The 21,735-nt window shown below is 62.4% G+C and carries 16 protein-coding genes and 1 pseudogene; 2 read left to right on the top strand and 15 right to left on the bottom strand.

What is annotated here, in order from left to right; genetic code table 11:
- Positions 1 to 118: 118 nt before the first annotated feature.
- Positions 119 to 2,182 carry a polyphosphate kinase 1 gene (gene ppk1 / locus BGRAMDRAFT_RS26650; RefSeq protein WP_006051993.1) on the top strand — a complete coding sequence of 688 codons (2,064 nt, stop codon included), beginning with the start codon at positions 119 to 121 and terminating at the stop codon, positions 2,180 to 2,182.
- A gap of 97 nt (positions 2,183 to 2,279) precedes the next feature.
- On the opposite strand, the gene phoR is transcribed toward ppk1, so the two are convergent.
- From phoR to BGRAMDRAFT_RS26595, 11 genes are all read right to left on the bottom strand, one after another.
- Positions 2,280 to 3,593: a phosphate regulon sensor histidine kinase PhoR gene (phoR, locus tag BGRAMDRAFT_RS26645; protein WP_006051992.1), complete on the bottom strand. Its 1,314-nt coding sequence runs from the start codon at positions 3,591 to 3,593 to the stop codon at positions 2,280 to 2,282.
- 70 nt (positions 3,594 to 3,663) lie between these two features.
- Entirely contained in the window at positions 3,664 to 4,365 is a 702-nt protein-coding gene (phoB, locus tag BGRAMDRAFT_RS26640; protein WP_006051991.1) for a phosphate regulon transcriptional regulator PhoB, read from the bottom strand.
- 26 nt (positions 4,366 to 4,391) lie between these two features.
- Positions 4,392 to 5,096 (bottom strand): phosphate signaling complex protein PhoU, encoded by a 705-nt coding sequence (gene phoU / locus BGRAMDRAFT_RS26635; protein ID WP_006051990.1) that lies wholly within the window; start codon positions 5,094 to 5,096, stop codon positions 4,392 to 4,394.
- A gap of 28 nt (positions 5,097 to 5,124) precedes the next feature.
- Positions 5,125 to 5,973: a phosphate ABC transporter ATP-binding protein PstB gene (gene pstB / locus BGRAMDRAFT_RS26630; protein ID WP_006051989.1), complete on the bottom strand. Its 849-nt coding sequence runs from the start codon at positions 5,971 to 5,973 to the stop codon at positions 5,125 to 5,127.
- A gap of 17 nt (positions 5,974 to 5,990) precedes the next feature.
- Positions 5,991 to 6,887 carry a phosphate ABC transporter permease PstA gene (pstA, locus tag BGRAMDRAFT_RS26625; protein WP_006051988.1) on the bottom strand — a complete coding sequence of 299 codons (897 nt, stop codon included), beginning with the start codon at positions 6,885 to 6,887 and terminating at the stop codon, positions 5,991 to 5,993.
- Entirely contained in the window at positions 6,884 to 7,885 is a 1,002-nt protein-coding gene (pstC, locus tag BGRAMDRAFT_RS26620; RefSeq protein WP_029967734.1) for a phosphate ABC transporter permease PstC, read from the bottom strand. The genes pstA and pstC overlap by 4 nt, the downstream gene beginning before the upstream one ends.
- Before the next feature lie 204 nt (positions 7,886 to 8,089).
- Positions 8,090 to 9,121, bottom strand: a complete 1,032-nt coding sequence (gene pstS, locus BGRAMDRAFT_RS26615) for a phosphate ABC transporter substrate-binding protein PstS (RefSeq protein WP_006051986.1) — start codon at positions 9,119 to 9,121, stop codon at positions 8,090 to 8,092.
- Between the two features lie 498 nt (positions 9,122 to 9,619).
- Complete coding sequence (gene glmM, locus BGRAMDRAFT_RS26610) at positions 9,620 to 10,978, bottom strand: phosphoglucosamine mutase (RefSeq protein WP_006051985.1); 1,359 nt, start codon at positions 10,976 to 10,978, stop codon at positions 9,620 to 9,622.
- Positions 10,979 to 11,004: 26 nt separating this feature from the next.
- Entirely contained in the window at positions 11,005 to 11,904 is a 900-nt protein-coding gene (folP, locus tag BGRAMDRAFT_RS26605; protein WP_083803855.1) for a dihydropteroate synthase, read from the bottom strand.
- Positions 11,905 to 11,986: 82 nt separating this feature from the next.
- Positions 11,987 to 13,876 (bottom strand): ATP-dependent zinc metalloprotease FtsH, encoded by a 1,890-nt coding sequence (gene ftsH / locus BGRAMDRAFT_RS26600; protein ID WP_006051983.1) that lies wholly within the window; start codon positions 13,874 to 13,876, stop codon positions 11,987 to 11,989.
- Between the two features lie 134 nt (positions 13,877 to 14,010).
- Positions 14,011 to 14,673, bottom strand: coding sequence for an RlmE family RNA methyltransferase (locus BGRAMDRAFT_RS26595; protein ID WP_006051982.1), 663 nt, complete (start codon positions 14,671 to 14,673; stop codon positions 14,011 to 14,013).
- 213 nt (positions 14,674 to 14,886) lie between these two features.
- On the opposite strand from BGRAMDRAFT_RS26595, the gene BGRAMDRAFT_RS26590 reads away from it, so the two are divergent.
- Entirely contained in the window at positions 14,887 to 15,414 is a 528-nt protein-coding gene (locus tag BGRAMDRAFT_RS26590; protein WP_006051981.1) for a YhbY family RNA-binding protein, read from the top strand.
- A gap of 103 nt (positions 15,415 to 15,517) precedes the next feature.
- Here the strand turns inward: BGRAMDRAFT_RS26590 and BGRAMDRAFT_RS26585 are convergent, their stop codons facing one another.
- The 4 genes and pseudogenes from BGRAMDRAFT_RS26585 to carA form a co-directional block, all read right to left on the bottom strand.
- The gene (locus BGRAMDRAFT_RS26585; protein ID WP_006051980.1) at positions 15,518 to 16,030 is read right to left on the bottom strand and encodes a DUF4149 domain-containing protein; all 513 of its coding nucleotides are present in this window, start codon (positions 16,028 to 16,030) and stop codon (positions 15,518 to 15,520) included.
- A gap of 20 nt (positions 16,031 to 16,050) precedes the next feature.
- Positions 16,051 to 16,526: pseudogene (gene greA / locus BGRAMDRAFT_RS26580) on the bottom strand (transcription elongation factor GreA).
- 230 nt (positions 16,527 to 16,756) lie between these two features.
- Positions 16,757 to 20,011 carry a carbamoyl-phosphate synthase large subunit gene (carB, locus tag BGRAMDRAFT_RS26575; RefSeq protein ID WP_006051978.1) on the bottom strand — a complete coding sequence of 1,085 codons (3,255 nt, stop codon included), beginning with the start codon at positions 20,009 to 20,011 and terminating at the stop codon, positions 16,757 to 16,759.
- Between the two features lie 111 nt (positions 20,012 to 20,122).
- Positions 20,123 to 21,277: a glutamine-hydrolyzing carbamoyl-phosphate synthase small subunit gene (gene carA, locus BGRAMDRAFT_RS26570; RefSeq protein ID WP_006051977.1), complete on the bottom strand. Its 1,155-nt coding sequence runs from the start codon at positions 21,275 to 21,277 to the stop codon at positions 20,123 to 20,125.
- Positions 21,278 to 21,735: the final 458 nt, after the last annotated feature.

Raw genomic sequence — 21,735 nt, 5'->3', positions numbered from 1 at the left:
ACGCGAGGAAGACAGCGTAGAATTTATAACATTGAGAATGTCATAACAATGTCATCATATTGTGAGAATTTCCGAGCGTCTTTCCGCCCCTATCCCCGAAATTCCATTCTCGCTGCCGATGTCCATCCGCTACCCCTTATTGAATCGCGAGCTGGGCATTCTGGGTTTCAACGAGCGTGTGTTGGCGCAAGCCGCCGACCCCGCCGTTCCTTTGCTCGAACGCCTGCGTTTCATCTGCATCACCAGTAGCAATCTCGACGAATTCTTCGAAGTCCGCATGGCCGGATTGCAGGAGCAGATGCGCGACAACCCAGGCGCACTGTCGCCGGACGGCATGTCGCTGCAGCATGTGTACGACCTTGTGGTCGAGCGTGCGCAAAAGCTCGTGCATCGGCAGTACACGATGTTGCACGACACCGTGCTTACCGCGCTCGAAGCGGAAGGCATCTATTTTCACGGCACCGAAGCATGGAACGAGGCGCAGACCGAATGGGCGCGCAATTATTTCTTCGACGAACTGCTGCCGGTGCTCACGCCGATCGGCCTCGATCCGGCGCATCCGTTTCCGCGCGTGCTCAACAAGAGCCTGAACTTCGTCGTTGAACTGGAAGGCAAGGACGCCTTCGGCCGTCAGGCGATGATGGGCATCGTGCAGGCGCCGCGCGCGTTGCCGCGGCTGGTGCGCATGCCGCAGGAACTGTCGGGCTATCCGCATGGTTTCGTTCTGCTGAGCTCGCTGCTGCAACGCTTTGTCGGCGAGCTGTTTCCGAATCTCGTCGTGCGTAGCTGCAATCAGTTTCGCATCACGCGCAATAGCGAACTCTTCGTCGATGAAGACGAAATCACCAATCTGCGTGTCGCGCTGCAGGGCGAGTTGCCCGCGCGGCATCTGGGCAATGCGGTGCGGCTCGAAGTATCGGCGGAAACGCCAGCGCATGTCGTGCGGCGTCTGCTCGACGAAAGCAGCCTCTCGAACAAGGACTGTTATTACGCGGACGGTCCGGTTAATCTCGTGCGTTTGATGCAGTTGCCGGAGATGGTCGATCGGCCGGACCTCAAGTTCGTGCCGCACATTCCGGCTATTCCCGCGCATATCGCGAATGCCGCGAGCATGTTCGACGTGATCGATCAGGGCGACGTGCTGCTGCATCATCCGTATGAGAGTTTTCAGCCGGTGCTCGAACTGTTGTTGCAGGCGGCCAAGGATCCGAACGTGGTCGCGATCAAGCAGACCATCTACCGCACGGGCACCGATTCGCCGTTGATGGACGCGCTCATGCAAGCCGCGCGCAACGGCAAGGAAGTGACGGTCGTGGTCGAACTGCTTGCGCGCTTCGACGAAGAAACGAATATCAACTGGGCTTCGCAACTCGAAGCGGTCGGCGCGCATGTGGTGTACGGCGTGGTCGGCCACAAGTGCCACGCGAAGATGATGCTGATCGTGCGGCGCGCGACGGTGGGCGGCAAGACGACGCTCAAGCGTTACGTGCATCTCGGCACCGGCAATTATCATCCGCGCACCGCGCGTCTTTATACCGACTTCGGCCTGATGACCGCGGACCAGAAGATCTGCGAGGACGTGCATCACGTTTTTCAGCAGCTGACCGGCATTGGCGGCGAACTGAAGCTGCACGAGTTGTGGCAATCGCCGTTCACGCTGCATCCGAAACTGGTCGAGGCGATTCGTGCCGAAGCCGAGCATGCGCGTGCGGGCAAGAAGGCGCGCATCGTCGCGAAGATGAACGCGTTGCTCGAACCCACGGTGATCGCGGAGTTGTACGAAGCGTCGCAGGCGGGCGTGAAGATCGATCTGATCGTGCGCGGCGTATGCTCGTTGCAGCCGGGCGTGCCGGGTTTGTCGGAGAACATCACGGTGCGCTCGATTGTCGGGCGCTTTCTCGAACATCATCGCATCTATTATTTCTACGACGACGGCCGCGAGCAGGTGTATCTGTCGAGTGCGGACTGGATGGATCGCAACTTCTTCCGCCGCGTCGAAGTCTCGTTCCCGGTTAATAACCGGCGGCTGAAGCGGCGCGTGATCGCCGAGGGGCTGTCGGCATTTCTCGGCGACAATCAGTCGGCGTGGCTCATGCAAAGCGACGGGCATTATCGTCGGCGGCGGCCCGGCAAGTCGTCGCGCAACGCGCAGATGAGTCTGCTGGCGAAGTTCTGCTCGTGAGTGCTGCACCCGCCACATGCGGGTGCGTTGATGCATAAAAAAAGCCCGCTTGGTTAGCGGGCTTCGTTAGCGGGCTTTGTCTTTGACAGCGGCGCTGTCATGCATGTGCCGGTTGCCGGCGCGTCGTGCGATACAACGGAAACTTCACGCTAAACGTGCTGCCGCGCCCTTCCTCGCTTTTCACGTCGAGCTGCGCGTCGTGCCGTTGCAGCACATGCTTGACGATCGCGAGTCCGAGGCCCGTGCCGCCGGTGTCGCGCGAGCGGCTGCGATCCACGCGATAAAAGCGCTCCGTGAGCCGCGGAATGTCCGCGGCCGGAATGCCGAGGCCGCTGTCGGTCACCGAGAACACCGCGGCGCCGCCTTGCGTCTGCCAGCTCACCCTGATCGCGCCGCCGTCGGGCGTATAACGAATCGCGTTGGTCACGAGATTGCCGAACGCACTCAGAAGCTCGGTTTCGACGCCCGTCACGGTCAGCCCTTCGTCCGCTTCGAATGTGATGATGTGGTGGTCGCTCGACAGGCTCTCGGCGTCGTCGCGCAGATGCCGCAACACCGCGCGCATGTCGATCATCTGATCGCTCGGCGGCTTGTTGTCGCCCTCGAGTTTGGCGAGCACCAGCAGATCGTTCACGATATGGCGCATGCGCGACGCCTGCTGCTCCATCAGTTCCAGATAACGCGCGCGTTCCGCTTCGCTTAACGGCAGCTCGCGCATCGTTTCGAGAAAGCCCGACAGAACCGTAAGCGGCGTCTTCAGTTCATGCGATACGTTGGCGACGAAATCGCGGCGCATCGCGTCGGTGCGCTCGAGCTCGGTGATGTCTTGCGACAGCACCAGCTTGCGATTCTCGCCATAAGGAAACACCTGCACGGACAGCACGTTCTGCCGCTTCTCGCCCATGCCGCGCATGATCAGCATCTGCTCGTACTGGTGCGAATTCAGATAGCGCACGAAGTCAGGCTGACGCACCAGATGCGTGATGTGCTGACGCAAATCGCGCTTCGCGTCGAGCCCGAAATGTTCTTCGGAAATGGCATTGCACCACTCGATCTGATCGTGATCGTCGAGCATCGCGACGCCGTTCGGCGACGCCTGAATAGCCTGAATGAAGCGCGAATGCTGCTGCTCGACCTGGCGCACCTGCGCATGCCAGCGCTTCGCGAGCTTATGCAAACGGTAGTAGATTTCGCCCCAGATGCCGGGGGCGCTCGGCACTTCGCCGTACACCGGCGCGTCGAGCAAACGCCACAAACGCTCTTTATGGAAAGTGCCGAAGAGGCTCTGCAAAAGCAGCATGACGACCGCAAGGATCAATGCCGCCTTCACGTTCACTAATGCGCCGACCACCACGCACAGGATGGCGAGCAGCACGATCGAAACGACGGAGCGCGCCCAGATGATGTTCATGGTCTAAAACGATCGAAGAAAACGGCGTGCGCGCCGCCGCTGCAAGAGATCGCGCAGGATCAAGCTGAGATCAGGCGCTCTTGGCCAGGCGGTAGCCGCTGCCGCGGACCGTCTCGATCATAGCATCGCAACCTGCCGGCTTGAGCGCCGCGCGCAGACGCTTGATATGCACGTCGACGGTACGCTCTTCGACGAACACGTGATCGCCCCACACCTGATCGAGCAGTTGCGTGCGGCTGTGCACGCGCTCCGGGTGCGTCATGAAAAAGTGCAGCAGACGGAACTCGGTCGGGCCGAGATCGAGCTTGATCTCGCTGCCTTCGGCATGCGCGGCTACGCGATGCGTTGCCGGATCGAGTTTTAACCCGTTGATCGCGACCACGTCTTCGGTCAATTGCGGCGCGCGGCGGCGCAGCACCGCCTTGATGCGCGCCATCAGTTCCTTCGGCGAAAACGGTTTGGTGACGTAGTCGTCCGCGCCGATTTCGAGGCCGAGCACTTTGTCCTGCTCGTCGCCGCGCGCGGTCAGCATGATGATCGGAATGTGCTTCGTGCGCTCGTTGTTGCGCAGGTCGCGCGCGAACGCAATGCCCGACTTGCCCGGCAGCATCCAGTCGAGCAGCACGAGGTCAGGCAGTACGTCGCTGATCAGGTTCTGCGCCTGTTCCGCGTTGTACGCGCGAATCGGGCAGTGTCCGGCGTGTTGAAGATTCACCGAAATCAGTTCGGAAATGGCGGGCTCATCTTCAATGACGAGAATGCTGCTGGGCATCGGCACCTCTGGTCCTTATCTCTGGATTAACTGAGCGCTTCGCGTTCGAGCGCGTCGCGCGACTTGTGCCGCACGTCCGTGCCCTTCACGATGTAAATAATAAATTCGGCGATGTTCTTCGCGTGGTCGCCGATCCGTTCGATCGCCTTCGCAATGAACAGAAAATCGAGGCCCACCGAAATGGAGCGCGGATCTTCGGTCATGTACGAAATCAGCTTGCGCACGAACGCGCGGAATTCTTCGTCGATCGCTTTATCGTCGCGCACGATCTGCGCGGCGGCCACCGTGTCGAGACGCGCGAACGCGTCGAGCGCGCGGCGCAGAATCGACACCGCCATTTCGCCCGACAATTTGATCTCGGCGATATTGATGGTGCGCGACGCGCCGTCTTCCATCAGACGCTTGGTGCGCTTGGCGATTTTCTCGGCTTCGTCGCCGGCGCGCTCGAGGTTCGTGATGGTCTTCGAGATCGCGATCAACAGACGCAAGTCACGCGCGGCCGGCTGACGGCGCGCGATGATGTTGCTGCATTCCTCGTCGATCTCGACTTCCATTTTGTTCAGACGCTCTTCGGCGGCGATCACCTGCTCGGCGATGTCGAGGTCGAATTCGTTGAGCGCCTGCATCGCGTTGACGATCTGCGATTCGACGAGGCCGCCCATTTCGAGCACCTTCGAGGAAACCAGGTTCAGGTCGGCGTCGAACTGGCTGGACAAATGTTTATCGGACATGTCGTACTCCGTTGTTTTGCCCGGCGAATTAGCCGAAGCGGCCTGTAATGTAGTCTTCCGTTTCTTTACGGACCGGCTTGATGAAGATCTTTTCGGTGTCGCCGAATTCGATCAGTTCGCCCAGGTACATATAGGCAGTGTAGTCCGAACAGCGGGCCGCCTGTTGCATGTTGTGCGTGACGATCACGACCGTGTAATCGCTCTTCAATTCGGCGATCAGTTCTTCGATACGGCCTGTCGAAATCGGGTCCAGCGCCGAGCAAGGCTCGTCGAGCAGCAGCACTTCAGGACGGATCGCAATGCCGCGCGCGATGCACAAACGCTGCTGCTGGCCGCCCGACAAACCGTAGCCGCTCTGGCCGAGCTTGTCCTTCACTTCGTTCCAGAGCGCGGCCTTCGTGAGCGCCCATTCGACGCGGTCGTCCATTTCCGAGCGCGGCAGCGATTCGAACATCTTCACGCCGAACGCGATGTTGTCGTAGATCGACATCGGGAACGGTGTCGGCTTCTGAAACACCATGCCGATGCGCGCGCGCAGCAGCGAAATATCGCGCTTGGACGTCAGCAGGTTTTCGCCGTCCATCAGGATCTCGCCTTCGGCGCGTTGCTCGGGATACAGCGCGTACATCTTGTTGAACGTGCGCAGCAGCGTCGACTTTCCGCAGCCCGACGGACCGATGAACGCGGTCACCTTTCCTTCGGGAATCTGCAGGTTGATGTTCTTCAGCGCGTGATACTTGCCGTAGAAGAAGTTCAGGTCGTTGACCTCGATCTTCGGACGCGACGGCGACGGCTCCTGGCCGCTTTGTGCAGGATCGAAACCGGCGGGCGCAGTGGGACGCGAGATCGGATTGAGTTGAGTTTCTGCCATGTTCATCGGATTACACTCCGCCCTTACTTGTTCGAAAAGATCGTGCGCGCGAGGATGTTCAGTCCGAGCACCGCGAGCGTGATCAGGAAGACGCCGGCCCACGCGAGCGATTGCCACTGCGCGAACGGGCTCATCGCAAACTTGTAGATCGTGACGGGCAGATTGGCCACCGGCTGGCTCATATCCGCCGAGAAAAACTGGTTCGACAACGCGGTGAAAAGCAGCGGCGCCGTTTCGCCTGCAATGCGTGCAACCGCGAGCAGCACGCCGGTGACGATGCCCGCAATCGACGCCTTCAACGTGATCGACAGCACCATCTTCCACTTCGGCGTGCCGAGTGCGAACGCCGCTTCACGCAGCGCGTTCGGCACGAGTTTCAGCATGTTTTCGGTGGTGCGGATCACGATCGGAATCTGCAGCAGCGCGAGCGCGAACACGCCGGCCCAGCCGCTGAAGTGGCCCATCTTCGCCACGACGAGCGCATAGACGAAGAGACCGACGACGATCGACGGCGCCGACAACAGAATGTCGTTGATGAAGCGCGTGACGCTCGCTAGCCAGCCCTTCTGCCCGTATTCCGCAAGATAGACGCCGGCGAGAATGCCGATCGGCGTGCCGACGAATGTTGCGAGCACAACCAGCATCAAGCTGCCGACAATCGCGTTGGCGAGACCGCCGCCATCGGTATTCGGCGGCGGCGTGGACTGCGTGAACAGTTCGACCGACAAGCCGCCGATGCCGAGGCGCAGCGTCGTGTACAGAATCCAGACCAGCCACAGCAGACCGAAGGCCATTGCCGCGAGCGACAGCGTCAACGCGATCGCGTTTTGCAGGCGGCGGCGTCCTTGCAGACGCACGCGCATTTTTTCGAGCGCGGCCGCGTCGTTCGAACCCGGCATGTTCAAGGTGGTCCGGCTCATTTCGCGCCCTCCCCTTTCTCGAGACGCAGCAGCATGACCTTGGAAATCGCCAGCACGATAAAGGTAATCACAAAGAGGATCAGGCCGAGCTCCATCAGCGCCGACGTATGCAGGCCCGGATCGGCTTCGGCGAATTCATTCGCGAGCGCCGACGTAATGCTGTTGCCCGGCGAAAAGAGCGACACGTTGTCGAGCAGATTCGTATTGCCGATCACGAAGGTCACGGCCATCGTTTCGCCGAGCGCGCGGCCGAGGCCGAGCATCACGCCGCCGATCACACCGCTCTTCGTGAAGGGCAGCACGATCTTCCACATCACTTCCCACGTCGTGCAGCCGATGCCGTACGCCGATTCCTTCAGCAGCACGGGCGTGACTTCGAAGACGTCGCGCATCACCGAAGCGATGTACGGAATAATCATGATCGCGAGGATCACGCCGGCGCACAGAATGCCGATGCCGATGGGCGCGCCCTGGAACAGCGCGCCGATCACCGGAATGCCGCCGAGCACCGCGCCGAGCGGCTTCTCGAACCACGTCGCGAAGATCGGTGCGAACACGAGCAGGCCCCACATGCCGTAGACGATCGACGGAATCGCGGCCAGCAGTTCGATCGCGATGCCGAGCGGCCGGCGCAGCCACGCGGGCGAGAGTTCGGTCAGAAAGAGCGCGATGCCGAAGCTCACAGGCACCGCGATGATGAGTGCAATGATCGACGTGGCGATCGTGCCGTAGATCGGCACCAGCGCGCCGAACTGCTTGCTGGGCGGGTCCCATTCGGCGTTCCAGAGGAAGCTGAGGCCGAACTGCCTGATCGACGGCATGGAGGCGACGACGAGCGACACAATGATGCCGCCGAGCAGCAACAGCGTAACGATGGCGGCAAGGCGCGCAAGGCCGCCGAAGATCACGTCGCCGGCGCGGCTAGGCGCTTTCTGCTGCGAGGCGCTGCCTGGCGGCGTCGCTCCCGGTGCGCCTGACGCTAATTGGATGTCGGACATAAGAGCCTGATGGACCTTTTCCAGTTGCCATGCGACGTATGTCGCGCGGCGGATGATGCAGGTGGTGCGTACATGCACTGATGACACTAGCGCCCGCCGGGTTCGGCCGATGAAAGCGGCGCCGGTCAATGCCATTGGCCGTCCTCACGCGAGGACGGCCAATGTGTTACGTGAAGCGGTTGCCCATTACTGCGGGGGCGGTGCTTACTCGGCGATCGGCTTGCCCGAAGCGTCCTTCACCTTCGACTTCCACTGCGTCTTGATTTCCGACACGACCGATTCCGGCAGCGAGATGTAGTCCAGATCGTTCGCGGCCTGCGTGCCGTTCTTGAACGCCCAGTCGAAGAACTTCAGCGTTTCGCTGCCTTGCGGCGCCTTTTCCTGCGTCGTGTGCAACAGCACGAAGGTTGCGCCGACGATCGGCCATGCGTTCTTGCCCGGCTCGTTCGTCAGGATCTGATAGAACGACTTCGACCAGTCCGCGCCCGCTGCCGCTGCCTTGAACGTGTCCGTCTTCGGCTCGACCACCGTGCCCGTCGAATTCTTCAGCGCGACGTAGGTCATGTGGTTCTGCTTCGCGTACGCCCATTCGACGTAACCGATTGCGCCCGGCAGGCGTTGCACGAAAGCCGCGACGCCGTCGTTGCCCTTGCCGCCCGTGCCCGTCGGCCAGTTGACCGTCGAACCTTCACCGACCTTCGACTTCCATTCCGTGTTGACCTTCGACAGGTAGTTCGTCCAGATGAAGCTCGTGCCCGAACCGTCGGCGCGGCGCACCACGGCGATGTCCGTGTCGGGCAGCTTGACCTTCGGGTTCAGTGCAACGATCGCCGGATCGTTCCACTTCTTGATCTTGCCCAGATAGATGTCGCCCAGCACTTCGCCCGACAGCACCAGTTCAGCCGGCTTCACGCCCGGCACGTTGACGACCGGCACCACGCCGCCCACCACCGTCGGGAACTGGAACAGGCCGTCTTTCGCGAGTTCGTCGTCCTTCAGCGGAGCGTCGGAACCGGCGAAATCGACCGTCTTGGCGATGATCTGCTTCACGCCGCCCGACGAGCCGATGCCCTGGTAGTTAACCTTGCCGCCGCCGGACTTCTGATAGGCGTCGGCCCACTTCGTGTAGATCGGTGCTGCGAAGGTGCTGCCCGCGCCGGTGATGTCTGCTGCGTTTGCGGCCATCGCGAAGAACGCGCCAGCGACGCCAGCGAACACGGTTTGCATCAATTTCATCGAAACCTCCAAGGTGTGAGCGGTGTGAGCGGATAACTGAACACCGCGAAGCTTAGGGTCTCTTTGTGACAGTAACGTGACTAACCGTGAAACGCGTGTGACAGTGGGGTTACTAATGTGAAAGGCGTTTGCGCGAGTAGATCGGTGGTCGGGCGGCGGTTTGGCCGTGCCTTGTAGAGATTAGGCGAAAAAGATGGGGCGCGAACGTTTGCGGTTGCGACCAGGACGGGACGGTCCGGCTGGAAGGCGCTCTTGCGCCGGGGCAGAGAGGCGGGTGTGGCGGCTGCGGGCTTCCGGGTACGCCAGTGGGCGAATGCACGCGTGCCGGCCGAGCGCGGCGACCGCGAATGAGTAGAAAGATCCGTAGACGCGCCTAAGCCAGGGCAGATATGCGGTTTGGCGGGCGCGTTCCGTCAGGCAACTGCGGCGGAAAACGCCCACGGTCCTACAGATAAGCAGGGCGACACACAGCCGCCACGCTCGCAGGTGAGTGACCGCTTACGCCGTCGCCTGCTTCACCGCGGCCGCGATTGCTTCCGCGTGCCGCAGCGCATCGTCGACGTGTTCCGCCTCGACCATCACGCGCAGCACCGGCTCCGTGCCCGACGCGCGAATCAGCACGCGCCCGCGGCCATTGAGCGCGTCTTCCGCGCTCGCAATCGCGCGCCGGATAGCGTCGCTGCCCTTCCAGTCAGCGTCCGGCTTCATGCGCACATTGATCAGCTTCTGCGGGAACAGCGTGACGCCGTCGAGCAGTTCGGAAAGCGTTCTTTCGCTGCGCTTCATCGCGGCGAGCACGAGAAGCGCGGAGACGATGCCGTCGCCCGTCGAATGGCGGTCGAGCGACAGAATGTGGCCGGACCCCTCCGCGCCGAGCTGCCAGCCGTGCTCGCGCAACTGCTCGAGCACGTAGCGGTCGCCGACTGCCGCGCGCACGAACTTGACGCCCGCCGCCTGCAACGCGACCTCGACGGCCATATTGGTCATCAAGGTTCCGACCGCGCCTTCCACTTTGCCGTCGGTCGCGATGCGGTCCTTCACCAGCACGTACAGCAGTTCGTCGCCGTTATAGAGACGTCCTGCCGCGTCGACGACCTGCAGACGGTCGGCGTCGCCGTCCAGCGCGATGCCGAGGTCCGCGTGATTCGCCCGCACCGCGCGCACCAGCGCATCGGGCGCGGTCGCGCCGACGCCGTCGTTGATATTGAAGCCGTTCGGCGCGACGCCGATCGGAATGACCTCGGCGCCCAGCTCGTGAAAGACGTGCGGCGCGACGTCATACGCGGCGCCGTGCGCGCAATCGACCACCAGCTTCAGCCCGCGCAGATCGAACGCGGCCGGAAACGTGCTCTTGCAGAACTCGATGTAGCGGCCCGCTGCGTCGTCGAGACGCCGCGCCTTGCCGAGCTGTTCCGACGCCGCGCAGGCGAGCGGCAACTCGAGGTGCTCTTCGATCTGCGATTCGACGTCGTCCGGCAGCTTGTTGCCGTCGGCGGAAAAGAACTTGATGCCGTTGTCGTAATACGGATTGTGCGACGCGCTGATCACGACGCCGGCCGCGAGCCGCAGCGCGCGCGTCAGATACGCGATGCCCGGCGTCGGCATCGGGCCCGCCAGCATCACATCGACACCGGCCGCCGAGAAACCCGCCTCGAGCGCGGCCTCGAGCATGTAGCCCGACACCCGCGTGTCCTTACCGATCAGCACCGTGGGCCGCGTGCCCGTGCGCGCCCAGCGGTCCGCGCCGACGAGCACCTTGCCCGCTGCATAGCCGAGCCGCAATACAAATTCCGGCGTAATAGGCCCTTCGCCGACCTTGCCCCGAATACCGTCCGTGCCGAAATAACGACGTGCCATCTTTTATATTCCTCCTTGCTTTGGGCTCATCCGCGCGGGCCGGCGCCATTCGCCGCGTCGCGCAGTGCTGCCCAGACTTTCAATGCGTCTACTGTTTGCGCGACGTCGTGCACGCGCAGGATTGCCGCGCCGCGTTCCGCAGCCAACACCGCCGCGGCGATGCTGCCCGCGACGCGCTCCGGCGCCGCGCGACCGGTGACGGCGCCGATCATCGATTTGCGCGACATGCCCGCGAGGATCGGATACGGCGGCTCTGCCCGCGGCGCGGTGTCCGCGAGCCGCGCGAGCAGCGCGTAATTGTGCTCGACCACGGCCTTGCCGAAACCAAAACCGGGGTCCACGCTGATCCGGCCACGCGCGATGCCCGCCTGCGTAAGCACCGCCACGCGTTCCTCCAGAAACTGCCTGACTTCGCCGACGACATCGCCGTAAGCCGGCTCGCCGAGCTGCATCGTCTGCGGCTCGCCCAGCATGTGCATCACGCACAGGCCGCAGTCGCTGTCGCGCACCGCATCCACGGCACCGGGCATGCGAAAGCCCCAGATGTCGTTGATCAGATCGGCGCCCGCGCTCAGTGCATGCCGCATCACTTCGGGCTTGTAGGTGTCGACCGAGAGCGGCACGTTGGCGCCACGCAGTTGCTCGATAAGCGGGATCACGCGCTCGAGTTCTTCGTCGAGCGGCACGGGCGGCGCGCCGGGGCGCGTAGATTCGCCGCCAATGTCGATGATGTCCGCGCCTTCGAGCATCATGCGCTCCGCCTGGCGCAACGCATCGGCGCGCATCGCGTACTGGCCGCCGTCGGAGAAAGAATCGGGCGTGACGTTCAGGATGCCCATGACCAACGGGCGTTCGAAGCTCAGCTTGAACCGCCCGCACTGCAACGGCTCGGGGATGGTGGAAGGAGAGAAAGCGGCGGTAGACACGTAGCGTGAAGGCGAATAGGCGGATAAATGCAAAACGGGCCGGTGTGAAACACACCGGCCCGCACTTTCTACTGCCAGCCGATCAGGCCGGCGCGGTCGCGCTACCCGGCTTGACTTCGGTACCGGGACTGCCGCCCGACGACGCGTCGCTTGCCGACGGCGGCGAGCTCTTCGGCGAGCGCGGCGGACGTCCTGCCATGATGTCGTTGATCTGATCGGCGTCGATCGTTTCCCACTCCATCAGCGCGGCGGTCATTGCCTCGACCTTGTCGCGGTTTTCGTCCAGCAGGCGCTTCGCGAGGTTGTACTGCTCGTCCAGCACGCGGCGGATTTCCGCGTCGACCTTCTGCTGCGTGGCTTCCGAAATGGTCCGCGTGAAGCCGCGACCGAACGGCGTCGCATCGTTTTCGTCGTCCACGTAGACCATCGGTCCCAACGCGTCGGTCATGCCGAAGCGAGCGACCATGGCGCGCGCGGTTTGCGTGGCCTTGTTGAAGTCGTCCGACGCGCCCGTGCTGATCAGGTTCAGGAACAACTCTTCCGCAACGCGGCCGCCGAACAGAATCGCAAGACGGTCAAGCAGATAGTCTTTCGAGTACGTTTCGTTGTCGTGTTCCGGCAACTGCCACGTGACGCCCAATGCCCGGCCACGCGGAATGATCGTGACCTTGTGCACCGGGTCGGCCTTCGGCAGCAGCTTCGCGATGACTGCGTGGCCCGACTCGTGATACGCCGTAGCGCGCTTCGACTCTTCGCGGATTACGGCCGACTTGCGCTCCGGACCCATGAAGATCTTGTCCTTCGCGTCTTCGAAATCCGTCATTTCGACGATGCGCTTGCCGCGGCGTGCCGCGAACAATGCCGCTTCGTTCACGAGGTTCGCCAGATCGGCGCCCGAAAAGCCCGGCGTGCCGCGCGCGATGACCGCGGCGTCGACGTCGTTCGAGATCGGCACCTTGCGCAGGTGAACCTTCATGATGTGTTCGCGGCCGCGAATATCCGGCAGACCGACGTACACCTGGCGGTCGAAACGGCCCGGACGCAGCAGCGCCTTGTCGAGCACGTCCGAACGGTTCGTTGCGGCAATCACGATCACGCCCGAGTTCGCCTCGAAGCCGTCCATTTCAACGAGCATCTGATTCAGCGTCTGCTCGCGCTCGTCGTTACCGCCGCCCATGCCGGCGCCGCGATGACGGCCGACCGCGTCGATTTCGTCGATGAACACGATGCACGGTGCGTGCTTCTTCGCCTGCTCAAACATGTCGCGCACACGAGCCGCGCCGACGCCGACGAACATTTCGACGAAGTCCGAACCCGAGATGCTGAAGAACGGCACTTTCGCTTCGCCCGCGATGGCGCGAGCAAGCAGCGTCTTACCCGTTCCCGGTGGGCCGACGAGCAGCACGCCACGCGGAATACGGCCACCGAGCTTCTGAAACTTCTGCGGGTCGCGCAGGAAATCGACCAGTTCGGAGACTTCTTCCTTCGCTTCGTCGCAACCGGCGACGTCGGTGAAATTGATTGCGTTGTTGTTTTCGTCGATCAGACGCGCGCGCGACTTGCCGAACGAGAAGGCACCGCCTTTCCCGCCTCCCTGCATCTGTCGCATCATGTAGAACCAGAAACCGATAATGAGGATCGTCGGCCCGAGGTAATACAGCGCGGAAACCAGCGCATTGGGTTCGTCGTCAGCCTTGCCGCTTACCTGAACGCCGTACTTCATCAGATCGCCGACCATCCAGATGTCGCCCGGCGACACGATCTGGTACTTCTGGCCGTCTGCTGGAGTGACCGTGAGGTTCCGCCCCTGGACAATGACGTTCTTGACTTTGCCGTTCTTCGCGTCGTCCATGAACTGCGAATAGGAAACGCCTTCCTGGACACGGGGCTTGTCGAACTGCTTGAACACCGTAAATAGCACCAGTGCGATAACCAGCCACACTGCTGCCTTCGAAAACATATTGTTGTTCAAAGCACCACTCCTTCACTTAGACGGGCGCCTACATTTGCCTTGCGGCACCACGAAAGCATTCTAATCCAGTCCGCAGACCCCTGCCATAAGGTTTCGCTACCACAGAAATAGCATGGCGGGGACTACGCGGCGCCCTACGCGGGCCTTTTCAGATGCTTACCCAAAATAAACGTTTCCGACGACTTGTCCCGCGAAGCCTTGGGCTTGCGGGCAGCCACCACCTTGAACTGGCGCTTGAACTTTTCGACAATCTGGCTGTAACCGCTGCCGTGAAAGCATTTGACTAAAAGGGCTCCATCCGGTTTCAGGTGATTTTGCGAAAATTCCAGCGCGAGATCGCACAAATGCTCGATTCGCGCCGCATCCGCCAATGCCACTCCCGACAGGTTGGGCGCCATATCCGAAATTACAAGATCGACTTGCCGCTCTCCGACTAATTCTTCCAGTTGGCCGAGCACGGCTTCCTCGCGGAAGTCGCCCTGAATGAAGTGGACGTCGGCGACGGGTTCCATCGGCAGAAGATCGAGCGCGATGATCGTGCCGTCGATCCCGCCCTGACGTTCCGCGTCGCGCTGCGACCCTTTTGCCAGTTTGTTGCGCGCGTACTGGCTCCAACTGCCCGGCGTCGAACCGAGATCGACGATGACCTGCCCCGGCCGGATCAGCTTGTCCTGCTCATCGATTTCCTTCAGCTTGTAGGCGGCGCGGGCGCGATAGCCTTCCCGCTGCGCCATTTTCACGTAGGGATCGTTGATGTGGTCGTGCAGCCACGCCGTATTAAACTTGTTTTTTGCCATTAAACGTTGAACTCTTGCTGCGTCATGTCACGCTTTAGCGGATAATACGCGGTTAATTCGCGCGGCTCCCGCCAGAAAACTGGCAGTTATCCGCGATTCTGTTGTCCTGACGCGCCGCCTGCCGCAGTGTCCCAATCGTGTTCCGCTCCAATTCGCCGAAAGACGGACTGGGGAGCGCAGGTGCCGCCATTTTAGTCGAGTCTCCCACTTCACATGCCCGCCCTCAAAGTCTCTTCCGACCAACGCGCCGAGTTGCGCTCCCAGGCACATGCGCTCAAACCGGTCGTGCTCGTCGGCGCCGAAGGTTTGACCGACGCCGTGCTCGCCGAGATCAAGGTCCACCTCGCCGCTCATCAGCTGATCAAGATCCGCGTGTTCGGCGACGAACGCGAAGAGCGCATCGCGATTTACGAACAGATCTGCGACAAGCTGAACGCCGCGCCGATCCAGCATATCGGCAAGCTGCTGGTCATCTGGAAGCCCGAAGCCGCCGCGCAACCCGCGATAAAAGGCAAACGCGGCGCACTGCCGAGCGCCCGCGAAGCCGCCGTCGAAGCCAACCCCGGCAAGGGCCGCGCGCCGCGCGTCGTCAAGGTCGTGAAGCCGAGCGAAGTGCCCATGCGCAAGCCGAAGGCGAAAGCCGTGCTGGTACGCGGCAACGAGCGCGTCACGCAAGGCGGCAACATCAAGCGCGCGAAGAAGCGGCAAACCAGCGCGAAGCGCGCGCATCAGTCGAAATAAGCAGTCGAAATAATCGATTGAAACAAGCAGGCGGATTAACGGTGCGGCGCGAGCTGCACCTTGCCTGCGCTGCGTGCGGCGCCTGCCGCAACCGCCAGCCTTCCTAGCCCGCTACTTTTCCGGACACATCGTCGCGAGCGCCCTGCTGCGCGGCGCCGGCTCCCGTGCCCACGGGCAATTTCCACACGAGCACAATGCCCAGCAGGCTTTCGATCAGGTAGAACACGCTCGAAACGCCGTGCAGCATGCCGAAGCGTGCCGCATAGGCGGAATGCGCGATGTCCGTGCCCGCTTCCAGCGCGGCCACGCGCATCGCGTTCATGAACGGCTGCAACGCGAAATAACCGACCAGCACACAGACCAGCATGCCGGCCACCAGCCAGCGTAAGCGCCGGTACGCGTTGCCGCCGCGCCGGATCACCACGTTGGCGAGACCGAGCAGCAAAATGCCGCAGACCGCGCCAAGCACACCTTCAATGCGAAACAGTTGCGCCGCCACTGCGCCCGCCGTCGACCGGTCGAGCGACGTGAACAGCACCGGCGCGACTGCATAGCCGATAGTGAGCAGACTGCCGACCCACACGACCGTCAGCAGACGAAAGACTCGATGCGGCATCAGTGACACCTGAGTCGCCTTCAAACGTAGCTGACCGCGATGATTTCGTACTCGCGCACGCCGCCTGGCGCCTGCACGGACGCGACATCGCCTTCGGACTTGCCGATCAGCGCGCGCGCAATCGGCGAGCTGATGGAGATGAGGCCGTGGTCGATGTCCGCTTCGTCGTCGCCGACGATCTGATATTTGACCGATGCGCCCGAGTCCAGGTCTTCCAGTTCGACGGTGGCGCCGAACACCACGCGGCCGTCGGCCTCAACTTGCGACGGGTCGATCACCTGCGCGCCCGCCAGCTTCGATTCGATCTCGGCGATGCGGCCTTCGATGAAGCCCTGCTTCTCTTTCGCGGCATCGTATTCCGCGTTTTCGGACAGATCGCCCTGCGCGCGCGCTTCCGCGATCGAGTTGATCACGGCGGGACGCTCGACCGATTTCAGCCGCTGCATTCGTCGCGCAGCATGTCTGCGCCGCGCTTGGTCAATGGAATAGTGCTCATAAACAACTCTCGAAAAAACGCCGGGCCGCTCCAAACCCTCCCGGCCCTTTTTGGGATCTGGCGCTAAAGCGGCAGATGGGAGCGCTTTGGAACAAAAAACGGCCGTAAAAAAAATCACCGCGGTTAAGTGCATTTCGCGGGAGCCGGCGGCCGGGGGAAAACCCGGACCACAGCACCTGCGAAACGCCGCTTAACCGCGGCACTTACATCCTGGACAGGTATTCGAAGCCTTAGTTTAGGCGAGCGTGCAAACCTTGTAAATCATAGACTTCCAGGTCCTTCAGGTAGCGCAAGCCTTCGACCGCCGCGCGCGCGCCCGACATCGTCGTGTAGTACGTGACCTTGTTGGCCTGCGCGCTCATGCGGATCGAACGCGAATCGGCAATCGCCGCGCGCGTTTCGTCGACGGTCGTGAAGACCAGCGCGATCTCGCCGTTCTTGATCATGTCGACGATGTGCGGACGGCCGTCCTTCACCTTGTTGACGACCTTCACCGGCACGCCGGCCGCTTCGATCGCGGCTGCCGTGCCCTTGGTGGCGACGATCGGATAACCGAGTTCGTGCAGCATGCGCGCGACTTCGACGGCCTTCGGCTTGTCGGCGTCCATCACCGTCAGCAGCACCGTGCCCGACTCCGGCAGACGCGAGCCCGCCGCGAGCTGCGACTTGAAGAGCGCTTCGCCGAACGTGCGGCCCACGCCCATCACTTCGCCGGTCGAACGCATTTCGGGTCCGAGCACCGGATCGACTGCCGGGAACTTGACGAACGGGAACACCGCTTCCTTCACGCTGAAATACGGCGGCTCGATTTCCTTCGTCACGCCTTGCTGCGCGAGCTTCTGGCCGACCATTGCTCGCGCCGCGATCTTGGCGAGCGGCAGGCTGGTTGCCTTCGACACGTACGGCACTGTGCGCGAGGCGCGCGGGTTCACTTCCAGCACGTAGATGACGTCTTCTTTCGAGCCGTCCGCCTGCGGCACTTGCTGAATCGCGAACTGCACGTTCATCAGACCGATCACGTTCAGCGCCTTCGCCATCGCGCCGGTCTGGCGCTTGAGCTCAGCCACGGTTTCCTTCGACAGCGAGTACGGCGGCAGCGAGCAAGCCGAGTCGCCCGAGTGCACGCCCGCCTGTTCGATGTGCTCCATCACGCCGCCGATGAACACCGCCTCGCCGTCCGAAATGCAGTCCACGTCGCATTCGATGGCGTCGTTCAGGAAGCGGTCGAGCAGCACCGGCGAATCGTTCGATACCTTCACGGCCTCGCGCATGTAGCGCTCGAGGTCGCGCGGCTCGTGGACGATTTCCATCGCGCGGCCGCCCAGCACGTACGACGGACGCACGACGAGCGGATAGCCGATTTCGTCGGCGAGCTTCAGCGCTTCGTCTTCGGCGCGCGCGGTGCGGTTCGGCGGCTGACGCAGGCCGAGGTCTTGCAGCAGCTTCTGGAAACGCTCGCGGTCTTCGGCGGCGTCGATCATGTCCGGCGACGTGCCGATGATCGGCACTCCGTTCGCTTCAAGGTCGAGCGCGAGCTTCAGCGGCGTCTGGCCGCCGTATTGCACGATCACGCCGACCGGCTTTTCCTTGTCGACGATTTCGAGCACGTCTTCAAGCGTGAGCGATTCGAAGTACAGACGGTCGGACGTGTCGTAGTCGGTCGAAACGGTTTCAGGGTTGCAGTTGACCATGATCGTTTCGTAGCCGTCTTCGCGCATGGCGAGCGCGGCGTGCACGCAGCAGTAGTCGAACTCGATGCCCTGGCCGATCCGGTTCGGGCCGCCGCCCAGCACCATGATCTTCTTGTTGTTCGTCGGGTTCGCTTCGCACTCTTCCTCGTAGGTCGAGTACATGTACGCGGTTTTCGTCGCGAACTCCGCCGCGCACGTGTCGACGCGCTTGTACACCGGACGCACATTCAACTCGATGCGGCGCGCGCGCACTTCAGCGGGCTTCGCGCCGACGAGCTTCGCGAGACGCCGGTCGGAGAAGCCGCTCTGCTTCAGATACTTGAGCTCTTCCTTCGAAAGGCTCGCGAGCGTGCGGCCGGCCAGCGCCTTTTCCTTCAGCACGACCTGTTCGATCTGCGCGAGGAACCACGGGTCGATAGACGTCTCTTCGAAAATTTCATGCGCCGTCATGCCGATACGGAACGCGTCGCCCACGTACCAGATACGGTCCGGGCCGGCTTCGCCGATTTCGCGGATGATCTCGTCGCGGTTCGTGGTCTTTTCGTCCAGACCGTCGACGCCGACTTCAAGACCGCGCAGCGCCTTCTGGAACGACTCCTGGAAGGTGCGGCCAATCGCCATGACTTCGCCGACCGACTTCATCTGCGTGGTCAGGCGCGAATCGGCTTCGCGGAATTTCTCGAACGCAAAGCGCGGAATCTTGGTGACGACGTAGTCGATAGTCGGTTCGAACGATGCCGGCGTCTGGCCGCCGGTGATTTCGTTCTTGAGCTCGTCGAGCGTGTAGCCGACTGCCAGCTTGGCCGCGACCTTGGCGATCGGGAAGCCGGTGGCCTTCGACGCCAATGCCGACGAACGCGACACGCGCGGGTTCATTTCGATTACGATCATCCGGCCGTCTTTCGGATTGATCGAGAACTGCACGTTCGAGCCGCCCGTGTCCACGCCGATTTCGCGCAACACAGCGAGCGACGCGTTACGCAGCACCTGATATTCCTTATCGGTGAGCGTTTGCGCCGGCGCGACGGTGATCGAGTCGCCGGTGTGGATGCCCATCGGGTCCAGATTTTCGATCGAGCAGACGATGATGCAGTTGTCCTTCTTGTCGCGGACCACTTCCATCTCGTACTCTTTCCAGCCGAGCAGCGATTCTTCGATCAGCAGCTCGCGCGTGGGCGACAGATCGAGGCCGCGCTTGCAGATCTCTTCGAACTCTTCGCGGTTGTACGCAATGCCGCCGCCCGAGCCGCCCAGCGTGAACGACGGACGGATCACGACCGGATAGCCGCCGCTGCCGGTTTGTGCCGCGATGTCTGCTTGCACCGACAGCGCTTCTTCCATCGAATGCGCGGTGCCCGACTTGGCCGAACCGAGGCCGATCTTCGTCATCGCGTCTTTGAATTTCTGGCGGTCTTCCGCCTTGTCGATGGCTTCCGGCGACGCGCCGATCAGCTCGACGTTGTACTTCGTGAGCACGCCATGCGCGTGGAGATCGAGCGCGCAGTTCAGCGCGGTCTGGCCGCCCATGGTCGGCAAGATTGCGTCCGGGCGCTCCTTCGCGATGATGCGCTCAACCACTTCCCACGTAATCGGCTCGATGTAGGTCACGTCGGCCGTGTTCGGGTCGGTCATGATCGTCGCGGGATTGCTGTTGACGAGGATGACCTTGTAGCCTTCCTCACGCAGCGCCTTGCATGCCTGCGCGCCCGAGTAATCGAACTCGCACGCCTGGCCGATGATGATCGGACCCGCGCCGATAATGAGAATGCTCTTGATGTCTGTCCGCTTGGGCATAACGCTCTCGCTAATGTATTCCTGAATTCTTTCCGTCGGCGCGCGCCGCGTGGGCGTTGCGCGCGCTTTGCTTCTGGCTGCTTGCTGCGGGGCTTGCCGCGGCGTGCGTTCTTACGCCGCCGCGGTCTTGCCGGCCTTCTTCGCGTCCATCAATCCGGTAAAGCGGTCGAACAGATACGCGATGTCGTGCGGACCCGGCGATGCTTCCGGGTGACCCTGGAAGCAGAAAGCCGGCTTGTCGGAGAGCGCGAAGCCTTGCAGCGTGCCGTCGAAGAGCGACACATGCGTAACGCGGGCGTTGGCGGGCAGCGTGTTCGCATCGACAGCAAAACCGTGGTTCTGCGACGTGATGACCACGCGGCCGTCTTCCAGGTCTTTCACCGGATGATTCGCGCCGTGGTGACCGGTCTTCATCTTCACGGTTTTCGCGCCGAGCGCGAGGCCCATGATCTGATGGCCGAGGCAGATGCCGAAGGTCGGAATGCCGCGCTCGATCAACTCTTTGGTTGCCTTGATCGCGTAGTCGCACGGCTCCGGGTCGCCGGGGCCGTTCGACAGGAAGATGCCGTCCGGATTGAGCGCGAGCGCATCAGCCGCGGTAGCTTGCGCCGGCAGCACGGTGACGTGGCAACCGCGCTCCGCCAGCATGCGAAGGATGTTGTACTTGACGCCGTAATCGAACGCGACGACGCGGTACTTCGGCGCGTTCTGCTTGCCGTAGCCGTTGCCGAGACGCCATTCGGTTTGCGTCCACTCATAGGTTTCCTTCGTCGACACGACCTTCGCGAGGTCCATGCCCGAGAGGCCCGGGAACGAGCGTGCGAGTTCGATAGCCTTTGCTTCGTCGTCCGAACCGGCGAGAATCGCGCCGTTCTGCGCGCCCTTGTCGCGCAGAACGCGGGTCAGCTTGCGGGTGTCGAGGCCGGCGATGGCGACCACGCCTTCGTCCTGCAGATACTGGCTGAGCGTGCGCTCCATGCGGAAGTTCGACGCGAGGACCGGCAGATCGCGAATGATCAGCCCAGCGGCATGGACTTTCGTCGCCTCGACGTCTTCGGCGTTGACGCCGACATTGCCGATGTGCGGATACGTGAGGGTGACGATCTGGCGCGCGTAGCTCGGGTCAGTCAGGATTTCCTGATAGCCGGTGATAGCCGTGTTGAACACGACTTCGCCGATGGTATGCCCGGGGGCGCCGATCGAATAACCACGAAAGACCGTGCCGTCGGCGAGCGCGAGCAGAGCGGGAGAAAATGACGGCAACACGGGAGACTCCTTGGGGGAACACCCTGTTGCCGACCTGCCTATCCGGTTTGCGAGCCGCAGCGAACAGCATCACGGGATGCGCGCGCAGACTCGCTCGCGTACTGCCGTTGACGTCGCAAGGGGCGCACGATGGGTCCATTGTGTGGACGGATCGGCGAGGTGCGGGCCCTTCTTGCTACGCCTGTGGCGCGCGGCGGATGAACGGTATGGGAGAGGTAGGCGCTAGGGTGCGGGTTGATAAGCTCAAACCTTGGAATTATAGCCGGAAACCGCCGTTCTCTCCAAATCCGAGATGGCTGGGCGGGGGCGTGGCGGTGCTCGCCCGGCGGGTCAAAGCCTTGCTGCGAGCGGCTTGCGCGGTTGCCGGGCTTATGCGCGGCGGCCGTTTCGGGATAGCGTCAAGACGCCCGGCGGCGGGATCGAAATCGCGGAGGAAAGATTCGCGCATCGTCGCGCCT

Origin of the sequence: Paraburkholderia graminis C4D1M (assembly GCF_000172415.1) — a bacterium.
Lineage (GTDB): Bacteria > Pseudomonadota > Gammaproteobacteria > Burkholderiales > Burkholderiaceae > Paraburkholderia > Paraburkholderia graminis.
This window is presented reverse-complemented; position numbering and strand designations above follow the sequence as displayed.